Below are 26,631 nucleotides of genomic sequence, written 5' to 3'. Positions count from 1 at the left end.
CGCCGCCGAACCGGCGCAGGCACGCCGCGGCGGTCGGGCGCGACGGAGCCCTCGCACGCACGGCCCGGCGCGCCTGTCCACCCCGTTCCCCGGGTCGCCCGCCACTGCGACACTGGTCGGCATGTCGGATGCCACGCCCCACGCAGCCCGCGCCTACGTGGGCATCTCCGGCTGGGTCTATCCCAGGTGGCGTCGGGCGTTCTACCCGAAGGGCCTCCGCCAGGCCGATGAACTCGCCTACGCCTCCGAGCGCCTGACCTCGATCGAGGTCAACGGCTCGTTCTATTCGCTGCAGCGCCCGACCGCCTGGGCCAGCTGGCGGGACACCGTGCCCGAGGGCTTCGTCTTCGCCGTCAAGGGGCCGAGGTTCGTCACGCACATCAAACGTCTGGGCGACGTCGACGCTCCGCTGGCGAACTTCTTCGCGAGCGGCGTGCTCGCTCTCGACGGCACGCTCGGCCCCGTGCTCTGGCAGCTGCCGCCGACGCTCGCGTACGACGAGGCGCTGCTCGACGCGTTCCTCGCCCGGCTGCCCCGCACGGTCGGTGCGGCCGCCGAACTCGCGGCCCGCCACGACGAGCGGATGGAGGGTCGTTCGTGGTTCGCCGTCGACCCCGGCTCGGAGGCGGCCGGCAGGCCCCTGAGACACGCCGTCGAGGTCCGCCACCCGAGCTTCGAGACGACGGCGTGGACCGATCTGCTCGCTCGCCACGATGTCGCGTCCGTCGTCGCCGACACGGCCGGGCGCTACCCCAGACTGACCGCGACGACCGCCGGCTTCGCCTACGCCCGCCTCCACGGAGAGGAGGAGCTGTACGCGTCGGGCTACGACGACGCATCGCTCGACCGGTGGGCGGAGTGGGTGCGCGACCACCTCGCCGCCGGACGCGACGCGTACGTCTACTTCGACAACGACGCGAAGGTTCGGGCACCCTTCGACGCCATGGCGCTCATCGCGCGCCTCGAGCGCTGAGGGCGCGGGCCGCGAGCACGGCGACGATCGCGACCGCGCAGCCCAGCACGGTCTCCACGGCGCGATCGACGAGCAACGACCCCACCGGCACCGGCTGCGCCAGATGCGCGACCACGAGGGCGAGCGGCGTGATGAACACGAGCGCCGTGCCGTAGTGGCGGGTGACGAAGACCTCCGCGCCGAACTGCGCGATCGCGACGATGAGCACGAGCACCCACACCGGCGGATCGGGCCAGAGGATCAGGCCCGTCACGAGGACTCCGACGAGCGTGCCGGCGACCCGGTGCCAGGCGCGCGAGACCGAGTGCGCGGCGCCCGCGGGCGGGATCACCGCGGCCGCGCTCACGACGGCCCAGTACGGATGCCCGATGCCGAGCGCGATCGCCGCGCCGCCCGCGACCAGCCCGGCGATTACGTGCTGGGCGATCGTGCGCCAGACGACCGCGTCGTGCAGCGCCTGCCACCGCACCGGCTCGGCGCGGCGCAGCGGCTTGAACCGCGAACGGGATGTCTCCCGCCCGGCGAAGCGGCGGAGCACCCACCCCGAGAGGCTCAGCGCCCAGGCGAACGCCGCCGCCGCGGCGGTCACGCCGATGCGCAGCCACGCCTCGCCCGGCGGGGTCGGCACGCTCGCGCACACGAGGACCGCGAAGACGAAGAACAGCGGTGTGGGCGGGCTGAGCCGCGCCACGTTGACCGTCAGGACGCCCGCGATGAGCACGAGGACGAGCGCGAGCGCGACGACCGGCACGCTGCCGCCGGCGAGCGCGGCCCCGACGCCGATGGCCACGCTCGCGACGAGCCCGATCGCTGCGACCGTGGCCGTGCGCAGCCGGCCTCGGTAGGCCTCGCCGCGGCCGAAGATCGCGGTCATGCCGCCGAACGCGGCGTACGGCGCGAGTTCGACCTGACCGGTCGCCACGAGGATCGCGAGCGGGACCACGGCGGCGACGGCGGCGCGCGCGGCGACCTCGAGGTCCAGCGCTCGCACGTCACGCCACCACGGTGCGGGCTGCGCAGCCGGGGCGGCCTCCGTCATGACAGCTTGCCGAGCGCGATCGCCGCGTACATGAGCGCCGCGACGGTCTCGCCGTCGGTGATCTCCCCCTCGCGCAGGAGCCGGATCGCCTCGGCCCACGGCACGGCGCGCACCTCGCTGATGCCCTCCTCGGCCTGCGAGCCGTCGGCCGATGCGGCCCGGGTGAGCCCGGTGGCGAGAAACACCACCTCGGGCGCACGGCTGATGCCGTTCAGTGCGGTCATCCGCCCGATCTCGCGCCATTCGGCGGCCTCGAACCCGGTCTCCTCCAGCAGCTCCCGCCGGGCGGCGACGAGCGGATCCTCGCCGTCGGTGCCGCCCGCGGGCACCTCGATCGAGCTGCCGACGGTGTGCCGGTCGACCGTGACGAGGAGCACCTCGTCGGCGTCGGTGACGGCGACCACGAAGACGGCCGTGTGCCGGACTTCGAGCACGCCGTAGATGCCCTCGCCGCCGTCCGGCCGCACCACGTCGTCTTCGAGGACGCGGATCCAGGGGTTCTCGTAGACGACGCGACTCGCGCGAACCGGCCAGCTCACGAGCCCGCCGACAGCTTCTCGATGGGGGCGATCTTGATGAGCAGCTTCTTCGCCCCCGCGGTGTCGAAGCTGACGTGGGCGATGCGTTTGGTTCCTTCGCCGGTGACCTGGGTCACCCGGCCCTCACCGAAGTCGGTGTGCCGGATGCGATCGCCGGGCTCGAGCGTGAGGTCGCCGTTGTCGCGGACGGTGCCGGTGACACGGTTGGCCCATTCGGTCTTCGCCGCCGTGCTCTTGGTGACGCTGAAGCGCTCGAGATCGCGGCCGCGCGTGCCCCACGCGCCGCCCGAGGCGTTGCCCGGCCCCCCTCGACGGGCGTTCAGCGCCCGAGGCTGCGTGCCGCCGCGGCTCGTCGCCATGCCGGGCGACTGCTTCCAGTCGATGAGCTCCTCGGGGATCTCCTGCAGGTACCGGCTCGGCATCGCCACGGCGACCTCGCCGAACTGCGCCCGGCTCATCGCGAGCGAGAGGTAGAGCCGCTGGCGGGCCCGGGTGATGCCGACGTAGAACAGCCGCCGTTCCTCGGCGGGGCCGCCGGGCTCGGACGCCGACATCTGGTGCGGCAGCAGCCCCTCCTCGAGGCCTGTGAGGAAGACGGCGTGGTACTCGAGGCCCTTCGCCGTGTGGAGGGTCATGAGCGACACCGTGCCCGACGCATCGTCGAGCTCGTCGGCCGCGGCGACCAGCGAGACCTGCGTCAGGAAGTCGACGAGCGTGGCCTGCGGGTTCTCGCGGTCGAAGTCGCGCGTCTGGGCCACGAGCTCCTCGACGTTCTCGGCCCGGGTCTCGTCTTGCGGATCGCGGCTCGTGCGGAGGGCGTCGAGCAGCCCCGACCGCTCCATGAGGAAGACCAGGACGTCGGAGACCTTCGCGGCTCCCTCGTTGGTGCCGGCCTCGATGCCCGCCTGCGAGGGCACCAGCATCGCGGCGGCCTCGTCGAGCACATCGGCGAGCGCGGTGATCGCGCCCGTCACCTTCGGCCCGAGGCCGAGTTCGCGGGCGTGGCGCATCGCCTGGCGGAAGGTGAGCTCGTTCTGCTCGGCGAACTGGGCGATGGTCGTCTCGGTGGCCGGCCCGATGCCGCGCTTCGGCGTGTTGAGGATGCGTCGGAGCGCGAGCTCGTCGAGCGGGTTGGCCACCGCGATGAGGTAGGCCATCGCGTCCTTGATCTCGGCGCGTTCGTAGAACTTGGTGCCGCCGACCACCCGGTACGGCAGCGCCGAGCGCACGAAGATCTCCTCCAGTGCACGCGTCTGCGCGTTGGTGCGGTAGAACACGGCGATGTCGCGGTACGCGACGCCCGCACGGTGCAGCGCCTCGATCTCGTCGGCGACGAACTGCGCCTCGTCATGGGCCGTGTACCCCGTGTAGCCGACGATCTTCTCGCCGTCGCCGTCGGCCGTCCAGAGCTTCTTGTCTTTGCGGTCGAAGTTGTTGGAGATGACGGCGTTCGCCGCCGAGAGGATGTTCTGCGTCGACCGGTAGTTCTGCTCCAGCAGCACGACCTTCGCGCCTGGGAAGTCGCGCTCGAACTCGACGATGTTGCGGATGTCGGCACCGCGGAAGGCGTAGATCGACTGGTCGGAGTCGCCGACGACGGTGAGCGAGGCCCCCGGGATCTCGCCGTTGCGGTCGACGAGCCCGCGGACGAGCACGCCATGCGCGTCGAGCTCGTCGACGATCGGCTTCTCGACCGGCCGCGTGAGTTCGCGGATGAGGGCGTACTGGGCGTGGTTGGTGTCCTGGTACTCGTCGACGAGGATGTGCCGGAACCGGCGCTGGTAGAGCGCCGCGACCTTCGGGAACGCCCGGAAGAGGTACACGGTCTCGGCGATGAGGTCGTCGAAGTCGAGCGCGCTGGCGTCCCGCAGCCGGCGCGTGTACTGCCGGAAGATCTCGAGGAACATCACCTCTTGCGGATCGTTGGTGTTCGCGTTCCGCGCGTACGACTCGACGTCGGCCAGCTCGTTCTTCAGCTTCGAGATCTTCGCCTGCGCGCTCGCGGGCGTGAAGCCCATGGTGTCGGCGTCGAGCTCTTTGATGATGCGCTTCAGGACGGTACGCGTGTCGGCCGAGTCGTAGATGGTGAACGTGGAGCTGAGGCCGATCGACTCCGCCTCCCGGCGCAGGATCCGCACGCACGCCGAGTGGAACGTCGAGATCCACATGCCGGATGCCCCTTCGCCGAGCAGCGCCTCGACGCGCTCCCGCATCTCGGCGGCGGCCTTGTTGGTGAAGGTGATCGCGAGGATCTGGCTGGGCCAGGCCTCTCGGCTCTGGATGAGGCTCGCGATCCGGTGCGTCAGCACCCGGGTCTTGCCGGACCCCGCGCCCGCGACGATCAGCAGCGCCTGGCCGCGGTACTCGACCGCCTCGCGTTGCTGGGGGTTCAGCCCCGCCGTGAGCGGATCTTCGGCGGTGCCGGCGTGGTCGGACGCCTCGCGCCAGCCGGCCGGGTCGTCGGGGTCGAGGATGAGGGTCATGTCCCGTCAAGTCTAGGCGCGACGGCCGACATCTCTCCGGCCCGGGCCGCCGTCCGCCGGCGCGACCGCGTTTGGCCTGCGACGACGAAGTTGGAGAGGATGGTCCGTGTGCGCCGATTCCCCGCCCTCCTGCTCGCCGCCGCTACCGCCCTGGCGCTCGCGGGGTGCGCGCCCTCGGCGGAAGAGCAGCGCGAGGAGCTGCGTGCCGACCTCGCCGAGCAGCTCGAGGCCGTCGACGGCGTCTCGGGTGCGTGGGTGGACCGCATCGATGTGACGGTCGACACCGAGCAGGGCATGTCCGTCGACGCGGCGAAGCACGTGCTCGACGAGGTGCACACCCTGGTCCTCGGATATCCCGACGACTTCCGGACGGTCGTCGTGTGGTTCTCCGGCGACGGCGAGCAGCGGTGGTCCGGCGACTGGGGTCTCGGAGCGATCGACGAGCAGGAGTTCGACCAGCAGGCCGCGTTCGTGGCGAGCCTGTCGGGGTGGCCCGGCATCACCGAGGCCGATGCGCCCGTCTCGCAGATCGCGTTCCGGGCCGACGGGCCCCACGGCGACGTCGTCGAGGGGCAGACCGTCCAGATCCGGGTGGCCGAGCCCGACGGCCCGGACGAGGCGGCCCGCGCCGAGCTGCAGCAGCTGTGGACGTCGAGCGGCGGCGATCCCGAGCAGTCGTTCCAGTGGCGGCGGCCGTGGTGAGGTCGGTCTCGAGCGGGGTCACCCGTCCCGGCGCGCGCCGGGACTGATCGACGCCCGCACGTCTCACCCGTCGGCCGCGCCCTCGAATCCGTCCCTGGCCGCGACGCCGAGGTCGGGGTGGTCGAGGAAGACGCCGTCGACCCCGGTCCCGATGATCCGGGCGAACTCCCCCGGCCAGTCGCCGATCCCGGCGCGGGAGCCGCCACGGCGAGCGGCCTTCGCGAGGAAGCGGTTCTCGGGGCGGAGCGTCCAGGTGTAGACCTCGAGTCCGGCCGAGTGGGCGGCGTCGACGAGATCCGCGCCGGTGAGCGGCCGCGCCTCCGCGCGGTCGCCGGCGGGCGGGTCGGCGAGCAGCCGGCCCTTGCCCACGCTGACGCCGTCGAAGCGGCCGGCGAGTGAGAGCAGCCCCGCCTCGGTGACGAAGTGGTCGTACGTGGTCGCGGACCGGCCGCCCGCGAGCACGAGGTCCCAGGGCGCGCCGGTCGCGTCGATCAGGAAGATGCGGGAGCCGCGGATGCCCCGGGCCCCGAGCCGGTCGAGCAGCGTCGGCTCGAACGCCTCCATGACGAGGCGCTCGTCGCCCCGGCCCCAGCCCGCCGCATCGAGCTCGGCGGCGAACAGTTCGTCGAGCGGCAGGCCGAGGGCGTCGAAATGGCTCGCGTGCTTGAACTCGGCGACCATCCGGAGCATCCGCCCCTGCTCGTCGGCGGCGCGATCGACGAGGTCGAACAGATCGCGCAACCGGATGACGGGGTATCGCCCGTCGAAGCTCGCCGAGAGCGGGCGGAGCGCACCGAGGCGCTCCGTGGCGCGGAGGGAGGACAGCTCGGCCCAGGTGAAGTCCTCCGTGAACCACCCGGTGAGAGGTGTTCCGTCGATCTCCCTGGTGGTGCGCCGGGCCGCGAACTCGGGCCGGCTCGAGACATCCGTGGTGCCGCTGATCTCGTTCTCGTGCCGGAGCACCAGCACGCCGTCCCGCGTCGCGACGATGTCGGGCTCGACGGCGTCGGCGCCGAGCGCGAACGCCAGTTCGTACGATGCCGCGGTGTGCTCGGGGCGGTAGCCGGGCGCGCCTCGGTGGCCGATGACGAGCGGCCGGGAGGCGAGGTCGCGGAGCATGGCCCCAGCGTATCCACGGAGTTCGCGACGGTCCGCGGAATGGCGCGGAATCTCACGGCGTTGTCACGGGTATCACCCGGTAGATTGGGATCGCGCGGGCATCGGGCTCGCGTGATTCCCCTCCACCCGACGACCGCCGAAAGCAGAGGAACCACAGCAATGGCTCTCGACAACCCCGCCTTCTCACGCAACGAGGCATTCTCGAAGCAGGGGGCCGTCGCCGCCGCGCAGGACGTCTCCGCGTCCGAGCTGCAGGAGATGTACGAGCGTCCCACGACGCTGCCCGACCGTGAGGTCATGACCTACGACGACGCACTCGCGAAGTCGGCCCTGTCGTTCGGCGTGCTCCTCGTCGGCGCAGCGATCGGCTGGTTCACGGCCGTCAGCATGCCCTGGCTCTGGATCGGCGCGGCGCTCGTCGGGTTCGTCCTCGGCCTCGTGAACGCCTTCAAGCGCGAGCCTTCGCCCGCGCTGATCCTCGCCTACGCCGCCGTGCAGGGCATTTTCGTCGGCGCGATCTCGCAGTGGTACGAGCTGCAGTTCGGCGGCGGGATCGTCGGCCAGGCGGTCATCGCGACGCTCGTCGTCGTCGGCGTGACTCTGGCGCTCTTCGCCTCCGGCAAGATCCGCGCCTCGGCCCGGGCGACGAAGATCTTCCTCATCGCGATGGTCGGCTACGCCGTGTTCTCCCTCGTGAACCTCGGTCTGATGCTCTTCGGCGCGACCGACGACCCGTGGGGCCTCCGCGGCGCCGAGATCTTCGGCATCCCGTGGGGCATCATCATCGGCGTGCTCGTCGTGATCATGGCGGCGTACTCGCTCGTGCTCGACTTCGACTTCATCCAGCAGGGCGTGCGCAACCGCGCCCCGAAGAAGTACGCCTGGACCGGCGCCTTCGGCGTCATGGTCACGGTCGTCTGGCTGTACCTCGAGATCCTGCGCATCCTCGCCATCGCCCAGTCGAGCGACTGAGGCGTCCGGCCGCAGGCCGAACCGATCGCGAACGGGCCGCCCCTCCCGGGGCGGCCCGTTCCGCGTTCGCGGGAGGCATCCGCTCGCCTTCTACTCGTCGTCGACCGCCGTCAGCGGTGCGCGGCCGCCTTCGCGAGCAGCACCGCCCGCTCCCGGGCGTTCTCGGCGCGCTCGGCCGCCAGCTCGAACTCCGTCCGCGCCTCGTCGCGCCGGCCGAGGCGGGCGAGCAGCTCGCCGCGGACGCTCGGCAGCAGGTGCGAGAGCGCGAGCCGCTTGTCGGCGGCGAGCCCGTCGACGAGGGCGAGGCCTGCCGCCGGCCCGTCGGCCATCGACACCGCGACGGCCCGGTTGAGTTCCACGACCGGCGACGGGGTCAGCTGCGCCAGCGCGTCGTACACCGCGACGATCGCCGGCCAGTCCGTCTCCTCGACCGAGACGGCGAGGTCGTGCTGCTCCGCGATGGCCGCTTGGAGCGCGTACGCGCCGCGCCCGCGTCCGAGCGCATCGGCGCGCTCGAGCGCCGCGCGACCTCGCGTGATCGCCGAGCGGTCCCATTTCGTGCGGTCCTGATCGGCCAGCAGGATCGGCGCGCCGTCGCGGTCGACGCGGGCCGGGAACCGGGCGGCGGTGAACTCCATCAGCGCGACGAGGCCGTGCACCTCGGGCTCGCGCGGCACCAGACCAGCCAGCACCCGCGCCAGCCGCAGCGCCTCGCGGCTGAGCTCCGGACGCATCCACTCCTCCCCCGAGCTCGCGGCGTAGCCCTCGTTGAAGACGAGGTAGAGGACCCCGAGCACGGTGCCGAGCCGGGCCGGGAACTCGTCGCGGGCGGGCACCTCGAACGCGACCCCGGCGTCGGCGAGGGTCTTCTTCGCCCGCACGATGCGCTGCTGCACCGTCGAGGTCGGCACGAGGAACGCCCGCGCGATCTCCTCCGTCGTGAGGCCGCCGACGACCTTCAGGGTGAGCGCGACCCGCGCTTCGCGCGAGAGCACCGGATGACACGCCACGAACACCAGCCGCAGCACGTCGTCGTCGATGGCGTCGGGGTCCCACGGCGTGACATCCGCGGCCCGCTGCTGCTCCGTCTCGAGGTCGTGGGCGATCGCCGCGAGCCGCTCGTCGTACCGTTCCCGTCGCCGCCAGCCGTCGATCGCCTTGCGCTTGGCGACCGCGGTGAGCCAGGCTCCCGGGTTCCGCGGCACGCCCTCGGCCGGCCACTGGGCGAGCGCGTCGAGGAGCGCCTCCTGTGCGAGGTCTTCGGCCAGGCCGAAATCGCCGACCAGGCGCGTGAGGGTGGCGACGATGCGGGCGGACTCGATGCGCCAGACGGCCGCGACCGCGCGCCGCGCGGACTCCTCGTCCGCGCGGCGCTCCGGGGCGGCGGCATCCGTCATCGAGCGGGGGCCTCGTCTCGTCGTCTCCGGTGGGTGTCTCAGGGCTGCGCGGCGCGCTCGGCCTGCTCCTCGCGCCAGCCGGCCTCCTTCTGGATCCACTCGTTGTCCTGCGGGAAGTCGGACTCGTCGGTCACGCGGCGCACCTCGAGGTACGCGCCCGGTCCGAGCGGGGCGCGGCTCGCCCACTCGGCGGCCTCCTCCTTCGAGGCCACCTCGATGATCCAGAAGCCGTTGAACAGCTCCTTGGTCTCACCGTACGGGCCGTCGGTGACGAGCGGCGTCTCGCCGGAGAAGTCGACCACGAAGCCCTCGCTCGCGTCGGACAGTCCCTCGCCGGCGAGCAGGACACCGGCCTTCATCATGGACTCGTTGTACTTCCCCATGGCCTCGATGACCTGCTCGAACGGGATGTCCTGGTAGGCCTGCACGCCCTGGTCGTCCGCGCGCATGATGAGCATGTACTTCGACATCGGTGTCTCCTCCTGGTCGGGGTCGCCATTCGACCCTCTCATTCCAGACGTCGAACGGGAATGCGCCGGATCGACATCGCCCGGAAAAATCTTCGGTCATGAACGCGGAAGGCGCGGACCCGATGGTCCGCGCCTTCGCGCTCACTCCCACTCGATGGTGCCCGGCGGCTTCGACGTGACGTCGAGCACGACGCGGTTGACCTCGCGCACCTCGTTGGTGATGCGGTTCGAGATCTTCGCGAGCACGTCGTAGGGCAGACGCGTCCAGTCGGCCGTCATCGCGTCTTCCGACGAGACCGGGCGCAGGACGATCGGGTGCCCGTACGTGCGGCCGTCGCCCTGCACGCCCACGGAGCGGACGTCGGCGAGCAGCACGACGGGGCACTGCCAGATCTCCTGGTCGAGGCCCGCCTTGCTCAGCTCTTCGCGCGCGATGGCATCGGCCTCGCGGAGCAGATCGAGACGATCACGGGTGACCTCGCCCACGATGCGAATGCCGAGGCCTGGCCCCGGAAAGGGCTGCCGGCCGACGATCGCCTCGGGCAGCCCGAGCTCGCGGCCGATCGCGCGCACCTCGTCTTTGAAGAGGGTGCGCAGTGGCTCCACGAGCTCGAACTGCAGGTCTTCGGGCAGCCCTCCGACGTTGTGGTGGCTCTTGATGTTGGCCGTGCCGGTGCCGCCGCCCGACTCGACGACGTCGGGGTAGAGCGTGCCCTGCACGAGGAAGCGGATCGGCTCGCCCTCCGCGGCGGCCTCGGCGATGAGGTCGCGCTCGGCCTGCTCGAAGGCGCGGATGAACTCGCGGCCGATGATCTTGCGCTTCTCCTCGGGGTCGGTGACCCCGGCGAGCGCGTCGAGGAAGGTGTCGGCCGCGTCGACCGTCACCAGGCGCACGCCCGTCGCCTCGACGTAGTCCTGCTGCACCTGCTCCCGCTCGCCCTTGCGCAGCAGGCCGTGGTCGACGAAGACCGCGGTGAGCTGATCGCCGACCGCCTGCTGCACGAGCGCGGTGGACACGGCCGAGTCGACGCCGCCTGAGAGGGCCGAGATGACGCGGGCCGATCCGACCTGGGCGCGGATGCGCTCGACCTGCTCGGCGATGACGTTGCCGGGGTTCCAGTCGGCGGGGATGCCGGCCGCACGGTGCAGGAAGTTCACGATGACGTCCTGGCCGTACTCGGAGTGCTTGACCTCGGGGTGCCACTGCACACCGTAGAACTTCTTCTCGTCGTTCGCGAACGCCGCAACCGGCGTCGAGGCGGTCGAGGCGAGCACCTCGAAGCCGTCGGGGGCGACCGCGACGGAGTCGCCGTGGCTCATCCACACGACCTGATGCTCGGGCTGGCCGCCGAGGAGGGCGTTGCCGTCGTCGGCGCGGACGGTGGTCTCGGTCGACCCGTACTCGCGGAGGCCCGTGTGCGCGACCTCGCCGCCGAGCTGACGCGCCATGACCTGGAAGCCGTAGCAGATGCCGAGGGTCGGCACGCCGAGTTCGAGGATGCCCTCGTCGAGCGCCGGCGCACCGTCTTCGTAGACCGAGCTCGGTCCGCCGGAGAGCACGATGCCGACGGGGTTCTTGGCCGCGACCTCGGCGGCCGTGATCGTGTGCGGCACGATCTCGGAGTACACGGATGCCTCGCGCACGCGCCGCGCGATCAGCTGCGCGTACTGCGCGCCGAAGTCGACGACGAGCACGGGGCGGTGCTCGGTGCCGTTCGGGGATCCGTCCTCGGAGGGCGCGGGGTGGTTCGACGGTGCGGTGCTCACTGGGCGGCCTCCACGGTGGTCGGGTCGGTGCCGGCGGGAGCCCCGCCGTCGTGGGCGTCGGATGCCTCGACCGCGGCCGCGGCCTCCGCCTCGCGACGGGCCAGGTAGGCCTTCACCTCGCGGGCGATGCGCCCCTCGAGGAAGAACGAGAGGAAGGGGATGATGCCGCCGAGGGCGATGAGGATGAATCGCGGGAACCGCCAGCGCATGAGGCTCCAGAGCCGGAAGTCGCTGAAGAGGTAGACGACGTAGAACCAGCCGTGCGCGATGAGGATGCCCGTGGAGAGGTTCGCGCCGATGCCGGTGGACTCGAGGCCGGTGGCCGTCTCGACGACCGGCTCGAAGCTGAACAGGCCGTTCGGGCCGAAGGCGAACAGTTCGAGGTGCCACACGTACTTCAGGAGCATCTCGGCGCAGAGCAGCAGCAGCATGACGCCGGTGATGACCGAGGCGACCTGGTAGAACTTCAGGGCCCCGCGAATGCGCGGCAGATCGGCGAGTTTCGGCTCGAGGGGCATGGGAACAAGTCTACGCGGCGCCGGCCGCCGCGGGCGCAGCGGTCGGCGCGAGGCCGGCGAGCATGCGGCGGAGGAGCTCGACCGCCTCGTCGATCTCGCGCGCGGGGTCGGCGGCACCGGCGTTCGCGAGCGCGACCTCGTTCAGCGCCCCGGACACCATCGTGGTCACGGTGCCGAGCGCGCGGGGCTCGATGAGGCCGGCCTCGGCGAGCTCTGCGACGCCGGCGTCGAGCAGCATCGCGCTCGATTCGAGGTCGCCCTCGCGCCAATCGCCCCAGCCCAGCACGGCGGGGCCGTCGATGAGCAGGATGCGCCGGACCTCGGGCGCGAGACTGGCCTCGAGGAAGGCGCGGCACCCGGCGAGGAAGTCGGCGAGCGTGTCGTCGTGCCGGTCGCCGCGGCCTCGACGGCCTCTGCGACGCCGAACTGCGCGCGCTCGACGACGGCACGGAATAGGCCCTGTTTGCTGCCGAAGTGGTGGTAGAGCGCTCCGCGGGTGAGCCCCGCCTCCGCGACCAGGTCTTCGAGGGCGACGCCGGCGTATCCGTGCACGGCGAATCGCTGCGTCGCGATGCGCAGCAGTTCCGCGCGGGTGCGGTCGCGCTGCTCGAGCTTGGTGGCCACTCGATTCCTTTCCCCGGGCTCGGTCGGGATGCTGCCCGTGGATCCGGCACTTGACATACGAACTGTACGTCACCGTACGATGTACACACATACAGACTGTATGTATCTTGCCACCCACTCCAAGGAGCCAGCTAATGCCGACCGGCTGCTACCCCGTCCTCTGCACCACCGACGTCGCCGCAAGCGCCGCCTTCTACCGCGAACACTTCGGCTTCGCCGCGACGTTCGAGGCCGACTGGTACGTCAGTCTCCGCCACCCCGAGTCGGGCCACGAGCTCGCCCTGCTCGACCCCGCGCACGAATCCGTGCCGGCCGGATACGGCATACCCGCCGCCGGGGTGCTCGTGAACCTCGAGCTCGACGACGTCGACGAGGTCGCCGCGCGCCTGACGGCGGCCGGAGTCCCCGTCGTGCAGGCCCTCCGCGACGAGCCCTTCGGTCAGCGCCACGTCATCGTGCGCGATCCCGGCGGCGTGCTCGTCGACGTGATCACCGAGATCGAGCCCGCGCCCGAGTTCCTCGCCGCCTTCGGCGGTTGAGCGCGGCGCTTCGGCCGCTCCGGTCGACTACTCCGCCGGCCCCGTCGGGGCGGTCGCCGCGCGATCCGCGGCGGCCTGCTCGGCCTCTTCCCGCTCGCGCTCCACCGCGTCGCGGACCAGCCGGTACCAGAGGTAGATCGCGAACGCCGCGAAGACGACCCACTCCACCGCGTAGAAGACGTTCAGCCAGTTCAGCTCCGCCTGCTGCTCGGGCGGCGGCGACACGATCGCCACCAGCCCATCGGCGGGCTCCGCCGACGTCACGTAGCCGAAGTACACCGGACGGTCGTCGTAGTCCGCCCACCGGTTGATGAGCTGCGCGACGGCGACGGTCTTCATCTGCTGCGGATCGGCGTCGTCTTCGGGCAGCATCGGGGCCTCGCTCGGCAGGAACCGTCCGGTGACGGTCACGACCGCTCCCTCGTCGATGGATGCCTCGAACCGTTCGGCCGCGGCGGCCGCATCCTCGCGGTCGGCGGCCCAGCCCAGCGCGACGGGCAGACCGCCTGCGGGGGCATCCGTCACTTCCAGGTGCGCGACCACCCAGGTGCCGCTCTCGCCGTCGTTCAGCCGCCCGTCGACGAGCAGCGTGTCGCCCGGCACGAAGCTGCCGGCCACCTCGACCATCTGCCCCGTCGCCGCCTGCGGCGTCGGACGGTCGGGCTCGACGAGTCCTTCGAGCGGCCGCACCTGCTCGGTCGGACGTTCGACGACGGTCGCCTGCTCGACCGCACGCTCGACCTGCCACTGGCCGAGGAGCGCGAACGCGGCCGCGACGGCGAGGGCGGCCACCAGCGCGAGCACCCAGCGCGGGCGCAGCATCATGCGGAGCATCAGTCGGAGAGCCCCTCGCCGGGTCCCTCGGCGACGGCGCGGCGCAGCCGCTGCACGCCGTCCTCGGGGCCGACCGCGACCAGCAGGTCGCCGGGCTCGAGCACCCGCCCGGGGGCCGGCGCCGGGGTCGCGTCGTCGTCGCGGACGACGGCGACGATCGTGACGCCCTCGGGCACGGCGACCTCGCCGAGCCGGTGTCCGGCGAGCGCGTCGTCGGCGTCCACGCCGATCCAGTTGATCGGCACGCCCGGCAGATCGTCGAGCTCGGCGATCGACTCGACGATGCGCGTGCCGCCCAGCAGATCGGCGAGCGTGCGCGCCTCCTCGTCTTCGAGCCGGAGGCTCGGCACCGCGTGCTCCTCGCCGTAGAGCCGGGTGATGAGGTCGCGAGAGCCCGTCCGGTGGGCGATCACCGACACCTCGACGCCGCCGGCCGTGGTGAAGGAGTGCAACACGCCCACGCCGGGCAGGTCGACCCGCCGGACTTCGACCATGGGCTCACGACTCCTCGACTCGGCTGCGCTCGCCAGTCTACCGGCGCGCCGGGCGGCGAACCCGGGCGAGCGCCGAGAGCGCGGGCCGCGGCTCAGTCGACCTTCACGATATCCGGCGCCTCGAGTCGCACACGGTCGGCCGACTCGTCGTCCGGCTGCTCCTGCGAGGCGCGCTCGGCCTCGACCCGCTGCAGGTAGCGCTCGACCTCGAGTCGCTCGCGCGCTTCGTCCCAGCCGAGCACGCCGCCCATGAGCTTCGCCGCGACCGGTGCCGCCGAGACGCCCCGGTCCCACGCCTCGATCGAGATGCGGGTGCGGCGGGCGAGCACGTCGTCGAGGTGCAACGCCCCCTCGTGGGTCGCGGCGTACACGACCTCGGCGCCGAGGTAGTCGTCGGCCCCCGGCAGCGGCTCGCCGAGCGACGGATCGGTGCGGATCAGGTCGAGCAGGTCGTCGGTCATCGTGCCGTACCGGTTCAGGAGGTGCTCGATGCGCACCTTGTGCACGCCGAACGCGCGAGCGATCTTGCCGCGCTTGTTCCACGCCGCCTGGTAGCCCTCGGCACCGAGCAGCGGGATGTCCTGCGTCGTCGACGGCGGCACCTTCCCGTCGAGCGCGTCGGCGGCCGCGTCGATCGCGTCCTTCGCCATGACCCGGTACGTCGTCCACTTGCCGCCGGCCACGACGACGAGCCCCGGCACGGTGTGCGCCACGACGTGCTCGCGCGACAGCTTCGAGGTCTCCTCGCTCTCGCCAGCGAGGAGCGGGCGGAGCCCGGCGTACACGCCCTCGACATCCTCACGCGTGAGGGGGATGTTCAGCACCCGGTTCACGTGCTCGAGCAGGTAGTCGATGTCGGCCGCGGTCGCCGCGGGGTGCGCTTTGTCGAGGTTCCAGTCGGTGTCGGTCGTGCCGATGAGCCAGTGCCGCCCCCAGGGGATGACGAAGAGCACGCTCTTCTCGGTGCGGAAGATCATGCCCATCGCCGACTGGATGCGGTCGCGCGGCACGACGAGGTGGATGCCCTTGGACGCGCGGACCTTGAAGGTGCCGCGCTCGCCCACCATGCGCTGCGTGTCGTCCGTCCAGACGCCCGTGGCGTTCACCACCTGCTTCGCCCGGATCTCGAAGTGCTCGCCGGTCTGCAGGTCGTGCGCCTTCACCCCGACCACACGTTCGCCGACCTTGAGGAAGCCCTCGACGTTCACCCGGCTCGCCACGTGGGCGCCGTAGAAGCTCGCCGTGCGGGCGAGGCTCGCGACGTAGCGGGCGTCGTCGACCTGCGCGTCGTAGTAGGTCAGGCCGCCGACGAGCGCGTTGGGCGCGAGCGACGGGATGGCCCGCATCACCTGACGCTTCGACAGGTGGCGGTGGTGCGGCACCCCGGGCGGGCGGCCGCCGGAGTAGCTGAAGATGTCGTAGAGCATCATGCCGGCGCCGACGTAGAACCGCTCGAACACCCGTGTCTTCAGCGGGTAGAGGAAACGCACCGGCTTCACGAGGTGCGGCGCGATGCGCTGCAGCAGCAGACCGCGCTCGATGAGCGCCTCGCGCACCAGCCGGAAGTCCAGCTGCTCGAGGTACCGGATGCCGCCGTGCACGAGCTTCGACGACCGGCTCGACGTGCCCGACGCCCAGTCCCGCGCCTCGAGGAGGCCCGTGGACAGGCCCCGCGTGACCGCGTCGAGCGCGGCGCCCGTGCCGACGATGCCCCCGCCCACGACGAGGATGTCGAGCTCCTTCTCCTTGAGCCGGGCGATCGCCGCCTCGCGCTCCTCGGGTCCGAGCTTCGTCGAACGTGCCACCGACTTGACCACGGCCATCGTCGCCCCCATTCCGGCGACGCCACGGCCGGCGCCGCTCGCGTTCTCCACGCTACCCGAGGCCACCGATGGATGCCACGGACGCGCGGACCGCCTCAGACGCCCTGGTAGGGCGCGACGACGACCTCGACCCGCTGGAACTCCTTCAGGTCGGAGTAGCCGGTCGTCGCCATGGACTTCTTCAGGGCCCCGACGAGGTTGGCGGTGCCGTCGGCGTTCGGCGAGGGCCCGTAGAAGATCTCCTCGAGGGACGCGACCTGGCCGACCTGGACGCGCTGACCGCGCGGCAGCTTGGGGTGGTGCGCCTCGGCGCCCCAGTGCCAGCCGCCGCCCGGGGCATCCGTCGCCCGCGCGAGCGCCGCGCCCAGCATGACCGCGTCGGCGCCGCACGCGATGGCCTTCACGATGTCGCCCGACGCCCCCACGCCGCCGTCGGCGATGACGTGCACGTAACGCCCGCCCGACTCGTCGAGGTAGTCGCGTCGCGCGCCGGCGACGTCGGCGACCGCGGTCGCCATGGGGGCGTGGATGCCGAGGGCCGCGCGCGTCGTCGACGCCGCTCCCCCGCCGAAGCCGACGAGCACACCCGCCGCGCCCGTGCGCATGAGGTGCAGGGCCGCCGTGTACGTCGCCGCCCCGCCCACGATCACCGGCACGTCGAGCTCGTAGATGAACTTCTTGAGGTTCAGCGGCTCCTGGTTCTTCGACACGTGCTCGGCCGAGACCGTGGTGCCGCGGATGACGAAGAGGTCGACGCCCGCGGCCACGACCGTCTCGTACAGCTCCTGCGTGCGCTGCGGCGAGAGCGCCCCGGCGACCGTGACGCCGGCCGCGCGGATCTCGGCGAGCCGCGCCGTCACGAGCTCGGGCTTGATCGGCTCGGAGTAGAGCTCCTGCATGCGGGCCGTGGCCCGGCCGGGCTCGAGGTTGCGGATCTCGGCGAGCGCGGGCTCGGGGTTCTCGTAGCGGGTCCAGAGTCCCTCGAGGTCGAGCACGCCGAGCCCACCGAGCCGGCCCATCATGATCGCCGTCGTCGGCGAGACCACGGAGTCCATCGGTGCGGCCAGGAACGGCAGGTCGAACTGGTAGGCGTCGATCGACCAGCCGACGGAGACGTCCTCGGGGTCGCGCGTGCGCCGGCTCGGCACGATCGCGATGTCGTCGAACGCGTAGACGCGGCGGCCCCGCTTTGAGCGGCCGATCTCGATCTCCTGGGTCACCCGACAACCCTACCCAACGGCCCGGCGACGCGCCCGGGGCCGCCCCTCACCGTGCGCGCACCACTCGCTGCTCGTCCCAGACCGGTGCGTCGGATTCCACGACCTCGCCGTCGGAGCGGAATACGAGGAACCGGTCGAAGCCCCGCGTGAACCACCGGTCGTGCGTGACCGCCAGCACCGTGCCGTCGAAGCGCGTGAGCGCGTCCTCCAGCGCCTCGGCGGAGACCAGGTCGAGGTTGTCGGTCGGCTCGTCGAGCAGGAGCAGCGTCGCGCCCGACAGCTCGAGCAGGAGGATCTGCAGGCGCGCCTGCTGTCCGCCGGACAGCGTGTCGAACACCTGCAGCGCCGACGCCGCGAGCCCGTACCGGTCCAGTGCCGAGCTCGCCTGCTCGCGCGGCATCCCGTCCCGGTTCGCGTCGCCCCGGTGCAGGATGTCGAGCAGCGTGCGCCCGCGCAACTCCGGCAGCTCGTGCCCCTGCGCGAACCACCCGGGCACGACGCGCGCGCCGAGCACCGCGCGGCCCGTGTGCGAGACGGGCGCCTCGCGGACGAGCCGCTCGCCCTGATCGGTGACGTGGCCCTGCATCGGGTCGGGATCCGTGCCGCCCGCGGCGAGCAGCCGGAGGAAGTGCGACTTGCCCGACCCGTTCGAGCCGAGCACCGCCACCCGGTCGCCGTACCAGACCTCGAGGTCGAACGGCTTCATCAGCCCGGTGAGCTCGAGCCGCTCGACGACGACCGAACGCTTGCCCGTGCGCGCGCCGCGCAGCCGCATCGAGACGGCCTGCGCCGGCGGGCGCTCCTCGGGCGGACCGGCCTCCTCGAACTTCCGCAGCCGCGTGAGCGCGGCCTGGTACCGCGACGCCATGCCGTCGTTGTAGGTCGCCTTGACCTTGAGCGTCGCCACCAGCGTCTTCAGCTGCTGGTGCTGCTCGTCCCAGCGGCGGCGCAGCTCGTCGAGCCGTTCGAAGCGCGCCTCCCTCGCGTCGTGGTAGCCCTCGAACCCGCCGCCGTGCACCCACGCGCTGCTGCCGGCCGGGCTCGCCTCGAGCGTCACGATGCGGTCGGCCGCGCGCGCGAGGAGCTCTCGATCGTGCGAGACGAGCAGCACGGTCTTCGGCGTCTGCCGCAGCTGCTGCTCGAGCCAGCGCTTGCCCGGCACGTCGAGCGAGTTGTCTGGCTCGTCGAGCAGCAGGACCTGCTCGGGCCCGCGCAGCAGCGCCTCGAGCGCCAGCCGCTTCTGCTCGCCGCCCGACAGCGTGCCGAGGTCGCGCCACCGCGCGCGTTCCCAGGGCACCCCGAGCGCAGCCATCGTGCAGTGGTCCCAGACGACCTCCTGGTCGTAGCCGCCCGCTTCGGCGTACTCGGCGAGCGCGGCGGCGTACCGCATCTGGTTCGCGGTGTCGTCGCGGTCGATGATGGCCGCCTCGGCCGCCTCGAGTTCGACGGCCGCGTCGCGGATCCGCGCGGGCGCGACCGACACGAGGAGTCCGCCGACCGTGGCGTCGACGCCCGCGACGACGCGTCCGGTGCCGACGAACTGGTCCATCACGCCGAGTCCGCCGTCGACCTGCACGCTGCCCTCGTCGGGACGGAGCTCGCCGCGGATGATCCGCAGCAGCGTCGTCTTGCCTGCGCCGTTCGCGCCGATGAGCGCGGTCGTCCGCCCCTCGGTCGCGCGGAAGGCGATGTCGGCGAGCAGCGGCCGGCCGTCCGGCAGCGAGAAGGAGACGCCGTTGACGTCGAGGAATCCCATGCGAAGCATCCATTCGGTGGGCGGCGCGCGCGATCGCGGGCCGCGCCGCCTGGTGCGACCGGGCAGCCGATCAGACTACCGGTGCGGGATGCCGCTCGCCAGCGGACGGGGCAGGATGGAGGGATGCATCGCGTGCCGGCAGACCCCATCGACCTCCTCCGCACCCGCACCAGCGCGAAGTGGCGCCTCTACCCCGAGGATGTGCTGCCGCTGCCGGTCGCCGAGACGGACTACCCGCTCGCCGAGCCGATCGCCGACGCGTTGCACGCGGCGATCCGCCGCTCCGACACCGGGTACATCTCCGGCAGCCGGCCCGTGGCCGAGGCGTTCCAGGAGTTCGCCGCCGCGCGACTCGGGTGGGACGTCGACCCCGGCCGCGTCACCTGCACCGCGGACGTCAGCATGGGCATCGTCGAGGTGCTGCGCCAGGTGGTCGAGCCGGGCGAGGGCGTCGTGATCATGCCGCCGATCTATCCCCCGTTCTTCGACCTGGTGCCCGAGGCCGGGGGCGTGGTCGTGGAGGTGCCGATGCTCGGCGGCATCGACGAGGGGTGGTCGGTCGACCTGGCCGGCATCGACGCCGCACTCGAGGCCGGGGCGCGCGCGGTGCTGCTCTGCAATCCGCACAACCCCATCGGCCACGTCCACGACGCCGGCACCCTTCGCGCGCTCGCCGAGCTCGCAGAGCGCCACGGCGCGACCGTCGTCAGCGACGAGGTGCACGGCCCGCTCTCCCAGCCCGCCACGCCCTATACGCCGTTCCTGACGGTCTCGGATGCCGCGCGCGAGGTCGGCGTGGCCGTCACGGCCGCCACGAAGGCGTTCAACATCGCCGGATTGAAGGCCGCCCTGGTCGTCACGGCGAGCGAGCGCGGCGACCGCGTGCGCGCCGGCTTCCCGTACGAGGTCGAGTGGCGGATGAGCCAGTTCGGCTCGATCGCCTCCGTCGCCGCGTTCCGGCACGGCGGCACGTGGCTCGACGGCGTGCTCGCGAGCCTCGACGACAACCGCCGGCTGCTGGCCGATCTCCTCGCCGACGAGCTGCCGGGCGTCCGCTACCGCATGCCCGACGCCACCTACCTGGCCTGGCTCGACCTCTCCGCCCTCGGGTGGGGAGACGACCCGGCGGCGTACGCGCTCGAACAGGCGCGGGTCGCACTCGGCGTCGGGCCCGACTTCGGGGCATCCGCCGGACGCGGGCACGCCAGACTCAACTTCGCCTGCTCGCCCGAGGTGCTCGGCGAGGCGATCACGCGACTCGCCGACGCACGCTGAGACGATCGCCGCGCGCTGGAACGCGAGGACGTCGCGGCTCCGCCGCGCCGCGCTGACCGTCAGCGGGTGTAGTTCGGCGCCTCCACGACGATCTGCACATCGTGCGGGTGCGACTCCTTGAGGCCCGCCGGCGTGATCCGCACGAAGCGGCCCTTGGTCTTCAGCTCTTCCACGGTGCGGGCGCCGACGTAGAACATCGACTGGCGCAGGCCGCCGATGAGCTGGTACGCGACGGCCGACAGCGGCCCGCGGAACGGCACCTGGCCCTCGATGCCCTCGGGGATCAGCTTGTCGTCGCTCGGCACATCGGCCTGGAAGTAGCGGTCCTTCGAGTACGACGTCTTCTTGCCACGGGTCTGCAGCGCGCCGAGCGAGCCCATGCCGCGGTAGGTCTTGAACTGCTTGCCGTTCTGGAAGACCAGCTCGCCCGGGCTCTCCGCCGTGCCGGCCAGGAGCGATCCGAGCATGACCGTGTCGGCGCCGGCGACGAGCGCCTTCGCGATGTCGCCCGAGTACTGGAGGCCGCCGTCGGCGATCAGCGGCACGCCGGCGGGCCGGGTGGCCTTGGATGCCTCGTACACGGCGGTGATCTGGGGCACGCCCACGCCCGCGACGACGCGCGTGGTGCAGATCGAGCCGGGGCCCACGCCGACCTTCACGGCGTCCGCGCCGGCGTCGACGAGCGCCTTGGCGCCCTCGTAGGTCGCCACGTTCCCGCCGATGACGTCGATGTGGGCGAAGGTCGGATCGGCCTTCAGCCGGCGGATGATGTCGAGCACACCGGCCGACTCGCCATTCGCCGTGTCGACGACGAGCACGTCGACGCCGGCGTCGCGGAGCGCCTCGGCGCGCTCCCAGGCGTCGCCGAAGAAGCCCATCGCGGCCCCCACGCGCAGGCGCCCTTCGGAGTCCTTCGTCGCGTTCGGGTACTGCTCGGACTTGTCGAAGTCCTTCACGGTGATGAGTCCGGTCAGTCGGCCCGCCTCGTCGACGAGGGGCAGCTTCTCGACCTTGTGCTGCGCGAAGATCGCGAGGGCCTCGTCGGGGTTCATGCCGACGCGGCCGGTGATCAGCGGCGCCTTCGTCATCACCTCGGAGACCTTGGTGGACGCCTTCTCGAAGTCGGAGACGAAGCGCATGTCGCGGTTCGTGATGATGCCGACGAGGATGCCGTCGTCGTCGACGACGGGCAGGCCGCTCACGCGGTACGTCGCGCACAGCCGGTCGACGTCGGCGACGGATGCCTCGGGCGACGTCGTCACCGGGTTGGAGACCATGCCCGACTCGGAGCGCTTCACCCGGTCGACCATGTCGGCCTGGTCGGCGATGGAGAGGTTGCGGTGCAGGATGCCGATGCCGCCCTGGCGCGCCATGGCGATCGCCATGCGGGCCTCGGTCACGGTGTCCATCGCGGCCGAGAGCAGCGGCGTCGCCACGGTGATGCGGCGGGTCAGACGCGAACTCGTATCGGCCTCGCTCGGGATCACGTCGGTGCGCCCCGGCAGGAGCAGCACGTCGTCGTACGTGAGACCCGTGAATCCGAAGGGGTCGTGCTGGTCCATGTGGGCGCGCCTCCGCTGTTCGATAGGTGCCGTCCGCGTGATCGGCATCCGGGGACACCGGCGCCGACGGGATCTGCCTCGCGCGGTGTGTACCGATTGTAATCGCCCGGGCTGCGCGAGTATTCCCGCGCGCGATCCTTGCGCGCGAGGCATCCGTTTCTCACGATTCGGCCGCGGTTGTCGTCTGACGCGCCGACGAAACACCGCCGACACACTACGCTCATAGCGTCTCCTTCACGGCCGACGGGACCGACGTCGAGCCGTGGTGTCCCGACTGGAGGTTTCGTGAGATCCCCATCCCCTGTCGTCGCGTCCCCACCGGGACGCCTGCTCCGGCTGATCGGCGTGTTCCTCGCCGCGATGGCCGCCGTGATCGCCCTGCTGATGCTCTCAGCGGGCCCCGCGGCCGCCGACGAGGACGATCCGTTCCGCATCAGCGGCAATGTCCAACTCGACGGCGAGCCCCTCGAGGGCGTCGTCCTCGTCATCGACGGCCCAGGGGGTGAGCAGGAGGTCGAGACCGACGAGAACGGCCAGTGGCGCGTCGGCGTCCCCGAGAAGAACGCCGACTACACCGTCACCCTCGACGAGGAGACGCTGCCCGAGGGCATCGCCGTCGTCGAGGAGGGCGATGACAGCCCCAACGAGAAGGACGTCACCGTCGGCGCCGGAGGCCGGGTCACGGTGAACTTCTTCATCGGCGAGGGCGAGCGCAACGTCACGAGCGTGTGGGACCAGTTCCTGCAGCGACTCGTACAGGGCCTGAACTTCGGACTCATGCTGGGTCTCGCGGCCGTCGGCCTGTCGCTCGTGTTCGGCACGACCGGCATTTCGAACTTCGCGCACGGCGAGATGGTGACCTTCGGCGCCGTCGCGGCCTCGTTCCTGGTCAGCGCGGGCGCGCTCGCGCTGCCGCTCTGGATCGGGCTGCCGCTCGCGGTGGTGCTGAGCGCCGTGCTCGGGCTCGTGCTCGACGTCATCCTCTGGCGGCCGTTGCGACGCAAGCGCGTCGGCGTCGTCCAGCTGATGATCGTCAGCATCGGCCTCTCGCTCGCGCTGCGCTACCTCTACCAGTTCTTCATCGGCGGCGGCACCACGCAGCTGCCGTACGCCTCCGACCCGAAGATGTCCTTCGGGCCGGTGCAGCTGAGCTGGATCGACATCGCCTCGATCATCATCTCGATCCTCGTGATCGTCGGCTTCGCGCTCTGGCTGACCTACTCGCGGCTCGGCAAGGCCACCCGCGCGATCAGCGACAACTCCTCGCTCGCGGCGGCATCCGGCATCGACGTCGACCACGTCGTCCGCATCGTGTGGATCGTGGCCGGCGGGCTCGCGGGCCTCGCGGGCGTGCTGTACGCGTACTACCGGCCGGGCATCAAGTGGGACATGGGCGCGCAGGTGCTGCTGCTCATGTTCGCGGCGGTGACCCTCGGCGGGCTCGGCACGGCGTTCGGCGCGCTCATCGGCTCGTTGATCGTGGGCGTGCTCGTCGAGGTGTCGGGGCTCTGGATCCCTGACGACCTCAAGTACGCGGGTGCCCTCGTCATCCTCATCGTCATCCTGCTGTTCCGGCCGCAGGGCATCCTCGGCCGTCGAGAGAGAATCGGGTAGGCGCGCACCATGGACTGGCTTCAGATCCTCTCGAACTCGCTGTCGTCGATCCTCAGCCCGGCGACCATCGGCTACGCCCTCGCGGCGCTCGGCCTTGCCGTGCACTTCGGCTACGCGGGCCTGCTCAACATGGGCATCGCCGGCTTCATGGCGATCGGCGCGTACGGCTACGCGATCTCGTCGCTCACCTTCGGGTTCCCGTGGTGGCTCGCGATCCTCGTCGGCCTCGTCGCCGCGGCGGTGTTCGCCCTCATCCTCGGCGTCCCGACGCTGCGGCTGCGCGGCGACTACCTCGCGATCGTGACCATCGCGGCCGCCGAGGTCGTGCGCCTGCTGTTCCTCACCACGGCGTTCGACGACGTGACCGGCTCGGCCGACGGGCTCTCGGGGTACCAGAGCTCGTTCCGCGACGCGAACCCGATCCCGACCGGCACGTACGGGTTCGGCCCGTGGACGTACACCGCGAACGAGTGGTGGGTCCGCATCATGGGCCTCGTCACCCTCGCGATCGCCGTGCTCGTCGTCTGGATGCTCATGCGCAGCCCGTGGGGCCGCGTGTTGAAGGGCATCCGCGAAGACGAGGACGCCGTGCGCGCCCTCGGCAAGAACGCCTTCTCGTACAAGATGCAGGCCCTCGTCCTCGGCGGCGTGCTCGCCGCGGCGGGCGGCATCGTCTACGCGCTCGACCGCGCGGCGAGCCCCGGCGTGTACGTGACCTCGCTCACGTTCTTCGTCTGGACGGCGCTGCTGCTGGGCGGCGCGGCCACGGTGTTCGGGCCGTTGCTCGGCTCGCTCATCTTCTGGGTGCTGCAGACGTTCCTGTCGAACTTCCTGCCGGCACTCGTCCAGGCCGGTGTCCTGCCGTTCATGTCGCAGATCCAGGCGGGCACGCTGCGCTTCATCCTCGTCGGTGTCGCGCTCATGCTGCTGGTGATCTTCATGCCGCAGGGCATCCTCGGCAACAAGAAGGAGCTGACCTTTGTCAAGTGAGTTCCCGGCTCCGAACGAGCCCACGGCGGCGCCCGCGACGGCGCCGACGCCCCGCCCGAAGACCACCGGGCTCCACGTCGGCGACGTGAAGCCCGGGGTCGCCAAGATCGACCCCATCATCGTCGCCGACGGCGTGCGCCGCACGTTCGGCGGCCTGACGGCGGTGGACGTCGACCACCTCGAGATCCCCCGGGGTGCCATCACCGCGCTCATCGGGCCGAACGGCGCCGGCAAGACGACGCTGTTCAACCTCCTCACCGGCTTCGACAAGCCGAACGAGGGCTCGTGGACGTTCGACGGCACGTCGCTGTCGGGCGTGCCCGCCTACCGGGTCGCCCGCATGGGTCAGGTCCGCACGTTCCAGCTCACCAAGGCGCTGGGCCTGCTCACCGTGCTCGAGAACATGAAGCTCGGCGCCAAGGAGCAGCGCGGCGAGCGCTTCTGGTCGAGCCTCATCCCCGCCGCGTGGCGCCGACAGGATGCCGAGATCGAGGAGCGCGCCATGCGCCTGCTCGCGAAGTTCAAGCTCGACACCAAGGCGAATGACTTCGCGGCGAGCCTGTCCGGCGGCCAGCGGAAGCTGCTCGAGATGGCGCGGGCCCTCATGAGCCAGCCGAAGCTCGTCATGCTCGACGAGCCGATGGCGGGCGTCAACCCGGCGCTCACCCAGTCGCTGCTCGACCACATCCTCGACCTGAAGGACGAGGGCATGACCGTGCTCTTCGTGGAGCACGACATGCACATGGTGCGGCACATCGCCGACTGGGTCGTCGTCATGGCCGAGGGCCGCGTGGTCGCCGAGGGCGACCCGTACACGGTCATGCGCGACCCGGCCGTCGTCGACGCGTACCTCGGTGCTCACCAGGAGCTCGACCTGGGCGTCGTGACCGGCCGCTTCACCGCTTCCGAAGCCGATCCGACGACGGATGCCTCGGCGTCGACCCAGGTCGACGCGGGAACCCTCGCGGAGGACGGGCTCGCCGAACTCGAGGAGAAGGACCAGTGACCGCGAACCAGACCGGAGCCGCCACGACGACCGCGACGCCCGTCGTCGTGGTCGACGACGTGCATGCGGGATACCTCCCGGGCGTGAACATCCTGAACGGCTGCTCGCTCGTCGCCCACCAGGGCGAACTCATCGGCATCATCGGCCCGAACGGCGCCGGCAAGTCGACGCTGCTGAAGGCGATCTTCGGGCAGGTGAACGTCCGCGACGGCCGGATCTCGCTCGAGGGCGAGGACATCACGGGCCTGAAGGCGAACAAGCTCGTCGCACGCGGCGTCGGGTTCATCCCGCAGACGAACAACGTGTTCCCGAGCCTCACCATCGAGGAGAACCTGCAGATGGGCCTGTTCCAGCGCCCGTCGGTGTACAAGGAACGCCTCGAGTTCGTCACCGGGATCTTCGCGGAGCTCGGCTCGCGGCTGAAGCAGCGAGCCGGCTCGCTCTCGGGCGGCGAGCGCCAGATGGTCGCCATGAGCCGGGCGCTCATGATGGACCCGAAGGTGCTCCTGCTCGACGAGCCGTCGGCCGGCCTGTCGCCCGTCCGTCAAGACGAGGCGTTCATCCGCGTCTCGGAGATCAACAAGGCCGGCGTGACGTGCATCATGGTCGAACAGAACGCGCGGCGCTGCCTGCAGATCTGCGACCGTGGATACGTCCTCGACCAGGGCCGCGACGCCTACACGGGCAGCGGGCGCGACCTGCTGAACGATCCGAAGGTCACCGAGCTATACCTCGGCACGCTCGGCACCTGACCGACGCCGCTCCACGAGGGCGGGTCGCGCTTCGGCGCGGCCCGCCCTTCGTCGTTCGCGGGAGGGTGGGCCACCGTCCGCTCGGCGAGCGCCGCGACCGATGCGCTCCGGCGTGCCTTCCGGGACGCCTCGTGCTGGACGCGAGCTCCCGAGCCGGGCAGCC

General features: G+C 71.5%; 24 protein-coding genes and 1 pseudogene. 9 read left to right on the top strand and 16 right to left on the bottom strand.

What is annotated here, in order from left to right; genetic code table 11:
* Positions 1–121: 121 nt before the first annotated feature.
* Positions 122–973: a DUF72 domain-containing protein gene (locus ABIQ69_RS04630; RefSeq protein ID WP_350349215.1), complete on the top strand. Its 852-nt coding sequence runs from the start codon at positions 122–124 to the stop codon at positions 971–973.
* Here the strand turns inward: ABIQ69_RS04630 and ABIQ69_RS04625 are convergent.
* The 3 genes from ABIQ69_RS04625 to ABIQ69_RS04615 are packed head-to-tail and all read right to left on the bottom strand — an operon-like array spanning position 951 to position 5,034.
* Complete coding sequence (locus tag ABIQ69_RS04625; RefSeq protein ID WP_350349214.1) at positions 951–2,012, bottom strand: FUSC family protein; 1,062 nt, start codon at positions 2,010–2,012, stop codon at positions 951–953. The two genes, ABIQ69_RS04630 and ABIQ69_RS04625, sit on opposite strands and share 23 nt — an antisense overlap.
* Positions 2,009–2,551, bottom strand: coding sequence for an NUDIX hydrolase (locus tag ABIQ69_RS04620; RefSeq protein ID WP_350349213.1), 543 nt, complete (start codon positions 2,549–2,551; stop codon positions 2,009–2,011). Before ABIQ69_RS04620 ends, ABIQ69_RS04625 begins: the two co-directional genes overlap by 4 nt.
* The gene (locus ABIQ69_RS04615; RefSeq protein ID WP_350349212.1) at positions 2,548–5,034 is read right to left on the bottom strand and encodes a UvrD-helicase domain-containing protein; all 2,487 of its coding nucleotides are present in this window, start codon (positions 5,032–5,034) and stop codon (positions 2,548–2,550) included. The genes ABIQ69_RS04620 and ABIQ69_RS04615 overlap by 4 nt, the downstream gene beginning before the upstream one ends.
* Before the next feature lie 108 nt (positions 5,035–5,142).
* Here ABIQ69_RS04615 and ABIQ69_RS04610 point away from each other — a divergent pair, with 108 nt between their 5' ends.
* Positions 5,143–5,736 carry a hypothetical protein gene (locus ABIQ69_RS04610; RefSeq protein ID WP_350349211.1) on the top strand — a complete coding sequence of 198 codons (594 nt, stop codon included), beginning with the start codon at positions 5,143–5,145 and terminating at the stop codon, positions 5,734–5,736.
* 63 nt (positions 5,737–5,799) lie between these two features.
* Here ABIQ69_RS04610 and ABIQ69_RS04605 read toward each other — a convergent pair whose 3' ends face one another.
* Entirely contained in the window at positions 5,800–6,855 is a 1,056-nt protein-coding gene (locus ABIQ69_RS04605; protein ID WP_350349210.1) for a glycerophosphodiester phosphodiesterase family protein, read from the bottom strand.
* A gap of 159 nt (positions 6,856–7,014) precedes the next feature.
* On the opposite strand from ABIQ69_RS04605, the gene ABIQ69_RS04600 reads away from it, so the two are divergent.
* Positions 7,015–7,827, top strand: a complete 813-nt coding sequence (locus tag ABIQ69_RS04600) for a Bax inhibitor-1/YccA family protein (protein ID WP_350349209.1) — start codon at positions 7,015–7,017, stop codon at positions 7,825–7,827.
* A 110-nt stretch (positions 7,828–7,937) separates the two neighbouring features.
* On the opposite strand, the gene ABIQ69_RS04595 is transcribed toward ABIQ69_RS04600, so the two are convergent.
* The 6 genes and pseudogenes from ABIQ69_RS04595 to ABIQ69_RS04570 all read right to left on the bottom strand — a co-directional run.
* Positions 7,938–9,224 carry an RNA polymerase sigma factor gene (locus ABIQ69_RS04595; RefSeq protein WP_350349208.1) on the bottom strand — a complete coding sequence of 429 codons (1,287 nt, stop codon included), beginning with the start codon at positions 9,222–9,224 and terminating at the stop codon, positions 7,938–7,940.
* Positions 9,225–9,262: 38 nt separating this feature from the next.
* Positions 9,263–9,694, bottom strand: coding sequence for a YciI family protein (locus ABIQ69_RS04590; protein ID WP_350349207.1), 432 nt, complete (start codon positions 9,692–9,694; stop codon positions 9,263–9,265).
* Positions 9,695–9,835: 141 nt separating this feature from the next.
* Positions 9,836–11,389, bottom strand: coding sequence for a glutamine-hydrolyzing GMP synthase (gene guaA / locus ABIQ69_RS04585; RefSeq protein ID WP_350350077.1), 1,554 nt, complete (start codon positions 11,387–11,389; stop codon positions 9,836–9,838).
* A 68-nt stretch (positions 11,390–11,457) separates the two neighbouring features.
* Positions 11,458–11,979 carry a DUF3817 domain-containing protein gene (locus tag ABIQ69_RS04580; protein WP_350349206.1) on the bottom strand — a complete coding sequence of 174 codons (522 nt, stop codon included), beginning with the start codon at positions 11,977–11,979 and terminating at the stop codon, positions 11,458–11,460.
* Positions 11,980–11,989: 10 nt separating this feature from the next.
* The gene (locus ABIQ69_RS04575; RefSeq protein ID WP_350350076.1) at positions 11,990–12,433 is read right to left on the bottom strand and encodes a hypothetical protein; all 444 of its coding nucleotides are present in this window, start codon (positions 12,431–12,433) and stop codon (positions 11,990–11,992) included.
* Positions 12,433–12,660 (bottom strand): annotated as a pseudogene (locus ABIQ69_RS04570) (helix-turn-helix domain-containing protein); the annotation flags it as partial. The gene ABIQ69_RS04575 and the pseudogene ABIQ69_RS04570, both read right to left, overlap by 1 nt.
* 77 nt (positions 12,661–12,737) lie before the next feature.
* Between ABIQ69_RS04570 and ABIQ69_RS04565 the strand changes: the two are divergent.
* Complete coding sequence (locus ABIQ69_RS04565) at positions 12,738–13,142, top strand: VOC family protein (RefSeq protein WP_350349205.1); 405 nt, start codon at positions 12,738–12,740, stop codon at positions 13,140–13,142.
* Between the two features lie 27 nt (positions 13,143–13,169).
* On the opposite strand, the gene ABIQ69_RS04560 is transcribed toward ABIQ69_RS04565, so the two are convergent.
* The 5 genes from ABIQ69_RS04560 to ABIQ69_RS04540 form a co-directional block, all read right to left on the bottom strand.
* Positions 13,170–13,976 carry an SURF1 family cytochrome oxidase biogenesis protein gene (locus tag ABIQ69_RS04560; RefSeq protein WP_350349204.1) on the bottom strand — a complete coding sequence of 269 codons (807 nt, stop codon included), beginning with the start codon at positions 13,974–13,976 and terminating at the stop codon, positions 13,170–13,172.
* Positions 13,976–14,470 (bottom strand): TrkA C-terminal domain-containing protein, encoded by a 495-nt coding sequence (locus tag ABIQ69_RS04555; RefSeq protein WP_350349203.1) that lies wholly within the window; start codon positions 14,468–14,470, stop codon positions 13,976–13,978. The genes ABIQ69_RS04560 and ABIQ69_RS04555 overlap by 1 nt, the downstream gene beginning before the upstream one ends.
* 92 nt (positions 14,471–14,562) lie before the next feature.
* Positions 14,563–16,293: a glycerol-3-phosphate dehydrogenase/oxidase gene (locus tag ABIQ69_RS04550; RefSeq protein WP_350350075.1), complete on the bottom strand. Its 1,731-nt coding sequence runs from the start codon at positions 16,291–16,293 to the stop codon at positions 14,563–14,565.
* Between the two features lie 95 nt (positions 16,294–16,388).
* On the bottom strand, positions 16,389–17,513 hold the full coding sequence (locus tag ABIQ69_RS04545) for a GuaB3 family IMP dehydrogenase-related protein (RefSeq protein WP_350349202.1): 1,125 nt from the start codon (positions 17,511–17,513) through the stop codon (positions 16,389–16,391).
* A 46-nt stretch (positions 17,514–17,559) separates the two neighbouring features.
* Positions 17,560–19,269 carry an ATP-binding cassette domain-containing protein gene (locus ABIQ69_RS04540; protein ID WP_350349201.1) on the bottom strand — a complete coding sequence of 570 codons (1,710 nt, stop codon included), beginning with the start codon at positions 19,267–19,269 and terminating at the stop codon, positions 17,560–17,562.
* A 123-nt stretch (positions 19,270–19,392) separates the two neighbouring features.
* Here ABIQ69_RS04540 and ABIQ69_RS04535 point away from each other — a divergent pair, with 123 nt between their 5' ends.
* The gene (locus tag ABIQ69_RS04535; RefSeq protein ID WP_350349200.1) at positions 19,393–20,544 is read left to right on the top strand and encodes an aminotransferase class I/II-fold pyridoxal phosphate-dependent enzyme; all 1,152 of its coding nucleotides are present in this window, start codon (positions 19,393–19,395) and stop codon (positions 20,542–20,544) included.
* Positions 20,545–20,603: 59 nt separating this feature from the next.
* Here ABIQ69_RS04535 and guaB read toward each other — a convergent pair whose 3' ends face one another.
* Positions 20,604–22,106: an IMP dehydrogenase gene (guaB, locus tag ABIQ69_RS04530; RefSeq protein WP_350349199.1), complete on the bottom strand. Its 1,503-nt coding sequence runs from the start codon at positions 22,104–22,106 to the stop codon at positions 20,604–20,606.
* Positions 22,107–22,490: 384 nt separating this feature from the next.
* Between guaB and ABIQ69_RS04525 the strand changes: the two genes are divergently transcribed.
* From ABIQ69_RS04525 to ABIQ69_RS04510, 4 genes are all read left to right on the top strand, one after another.
* A complete protein-coding gene (locus tag ABIQ69_RS04525; RefSeq protein WP_350350074.1) occupies positions 22,491–23,720 on the top strand; it encodes a branched-chain amino acid ABC transporter permease in 1,230 nt (409 codons plus the stop codon).
* Positions 23,721–23,729: 9 nt separating this feature from the next.
* The gene (locus tag ABIQ69_RS04520) at positions 23,730–24,710 is read left to right on the top strand and encodes a branched-chain amino acid ABC transporter permease (protein WP_350349198.1); all 981 of its coding nucleotides are present in this window, start codon (positions 23,730–23,732) and stop codon (positions 24,708–24,710) included.
* 85 nt (positions 24,711–24,795) lie between these two features.
* Positions 24,796–25,716 (top strand): ABC transporter ATP-binding protein, encoded by a 921-nt coding sequence (locus ABIQ69_RS04515; RefSeq protein ID WP_350350073.1) that lies wholly within the window; start codon positions 24,796–24,798, stop codon positions 25,714–25,716.
* Entirely contained in the window at positions 25,713–26,468 is a 756-nt protein-coding gene (locus ABIQ69_RS04510) for an ABC transporter ATP-binding protein (protein ID WP_350349197.1), read from the top strand. Before ABIQ69_RS04515 ends, ABIQ69_RS04510 begins: the two co-directional genes overlap by 4 nt.
* Positions 26,469–26,631 lie beyond the last annotated feature (163 nt).

It is taken from the genome of Agromyces sp. G08B096 (assembly GCF_040267705.1).
Lineage (GTDB): Bacteria > Actinomycetota > Actinomycetes > Actinomycetales > Microbacteriaceae > Agromyces.
This window is presented reverse-complemented; position numbering and strand designations above follow the sequence as displayed.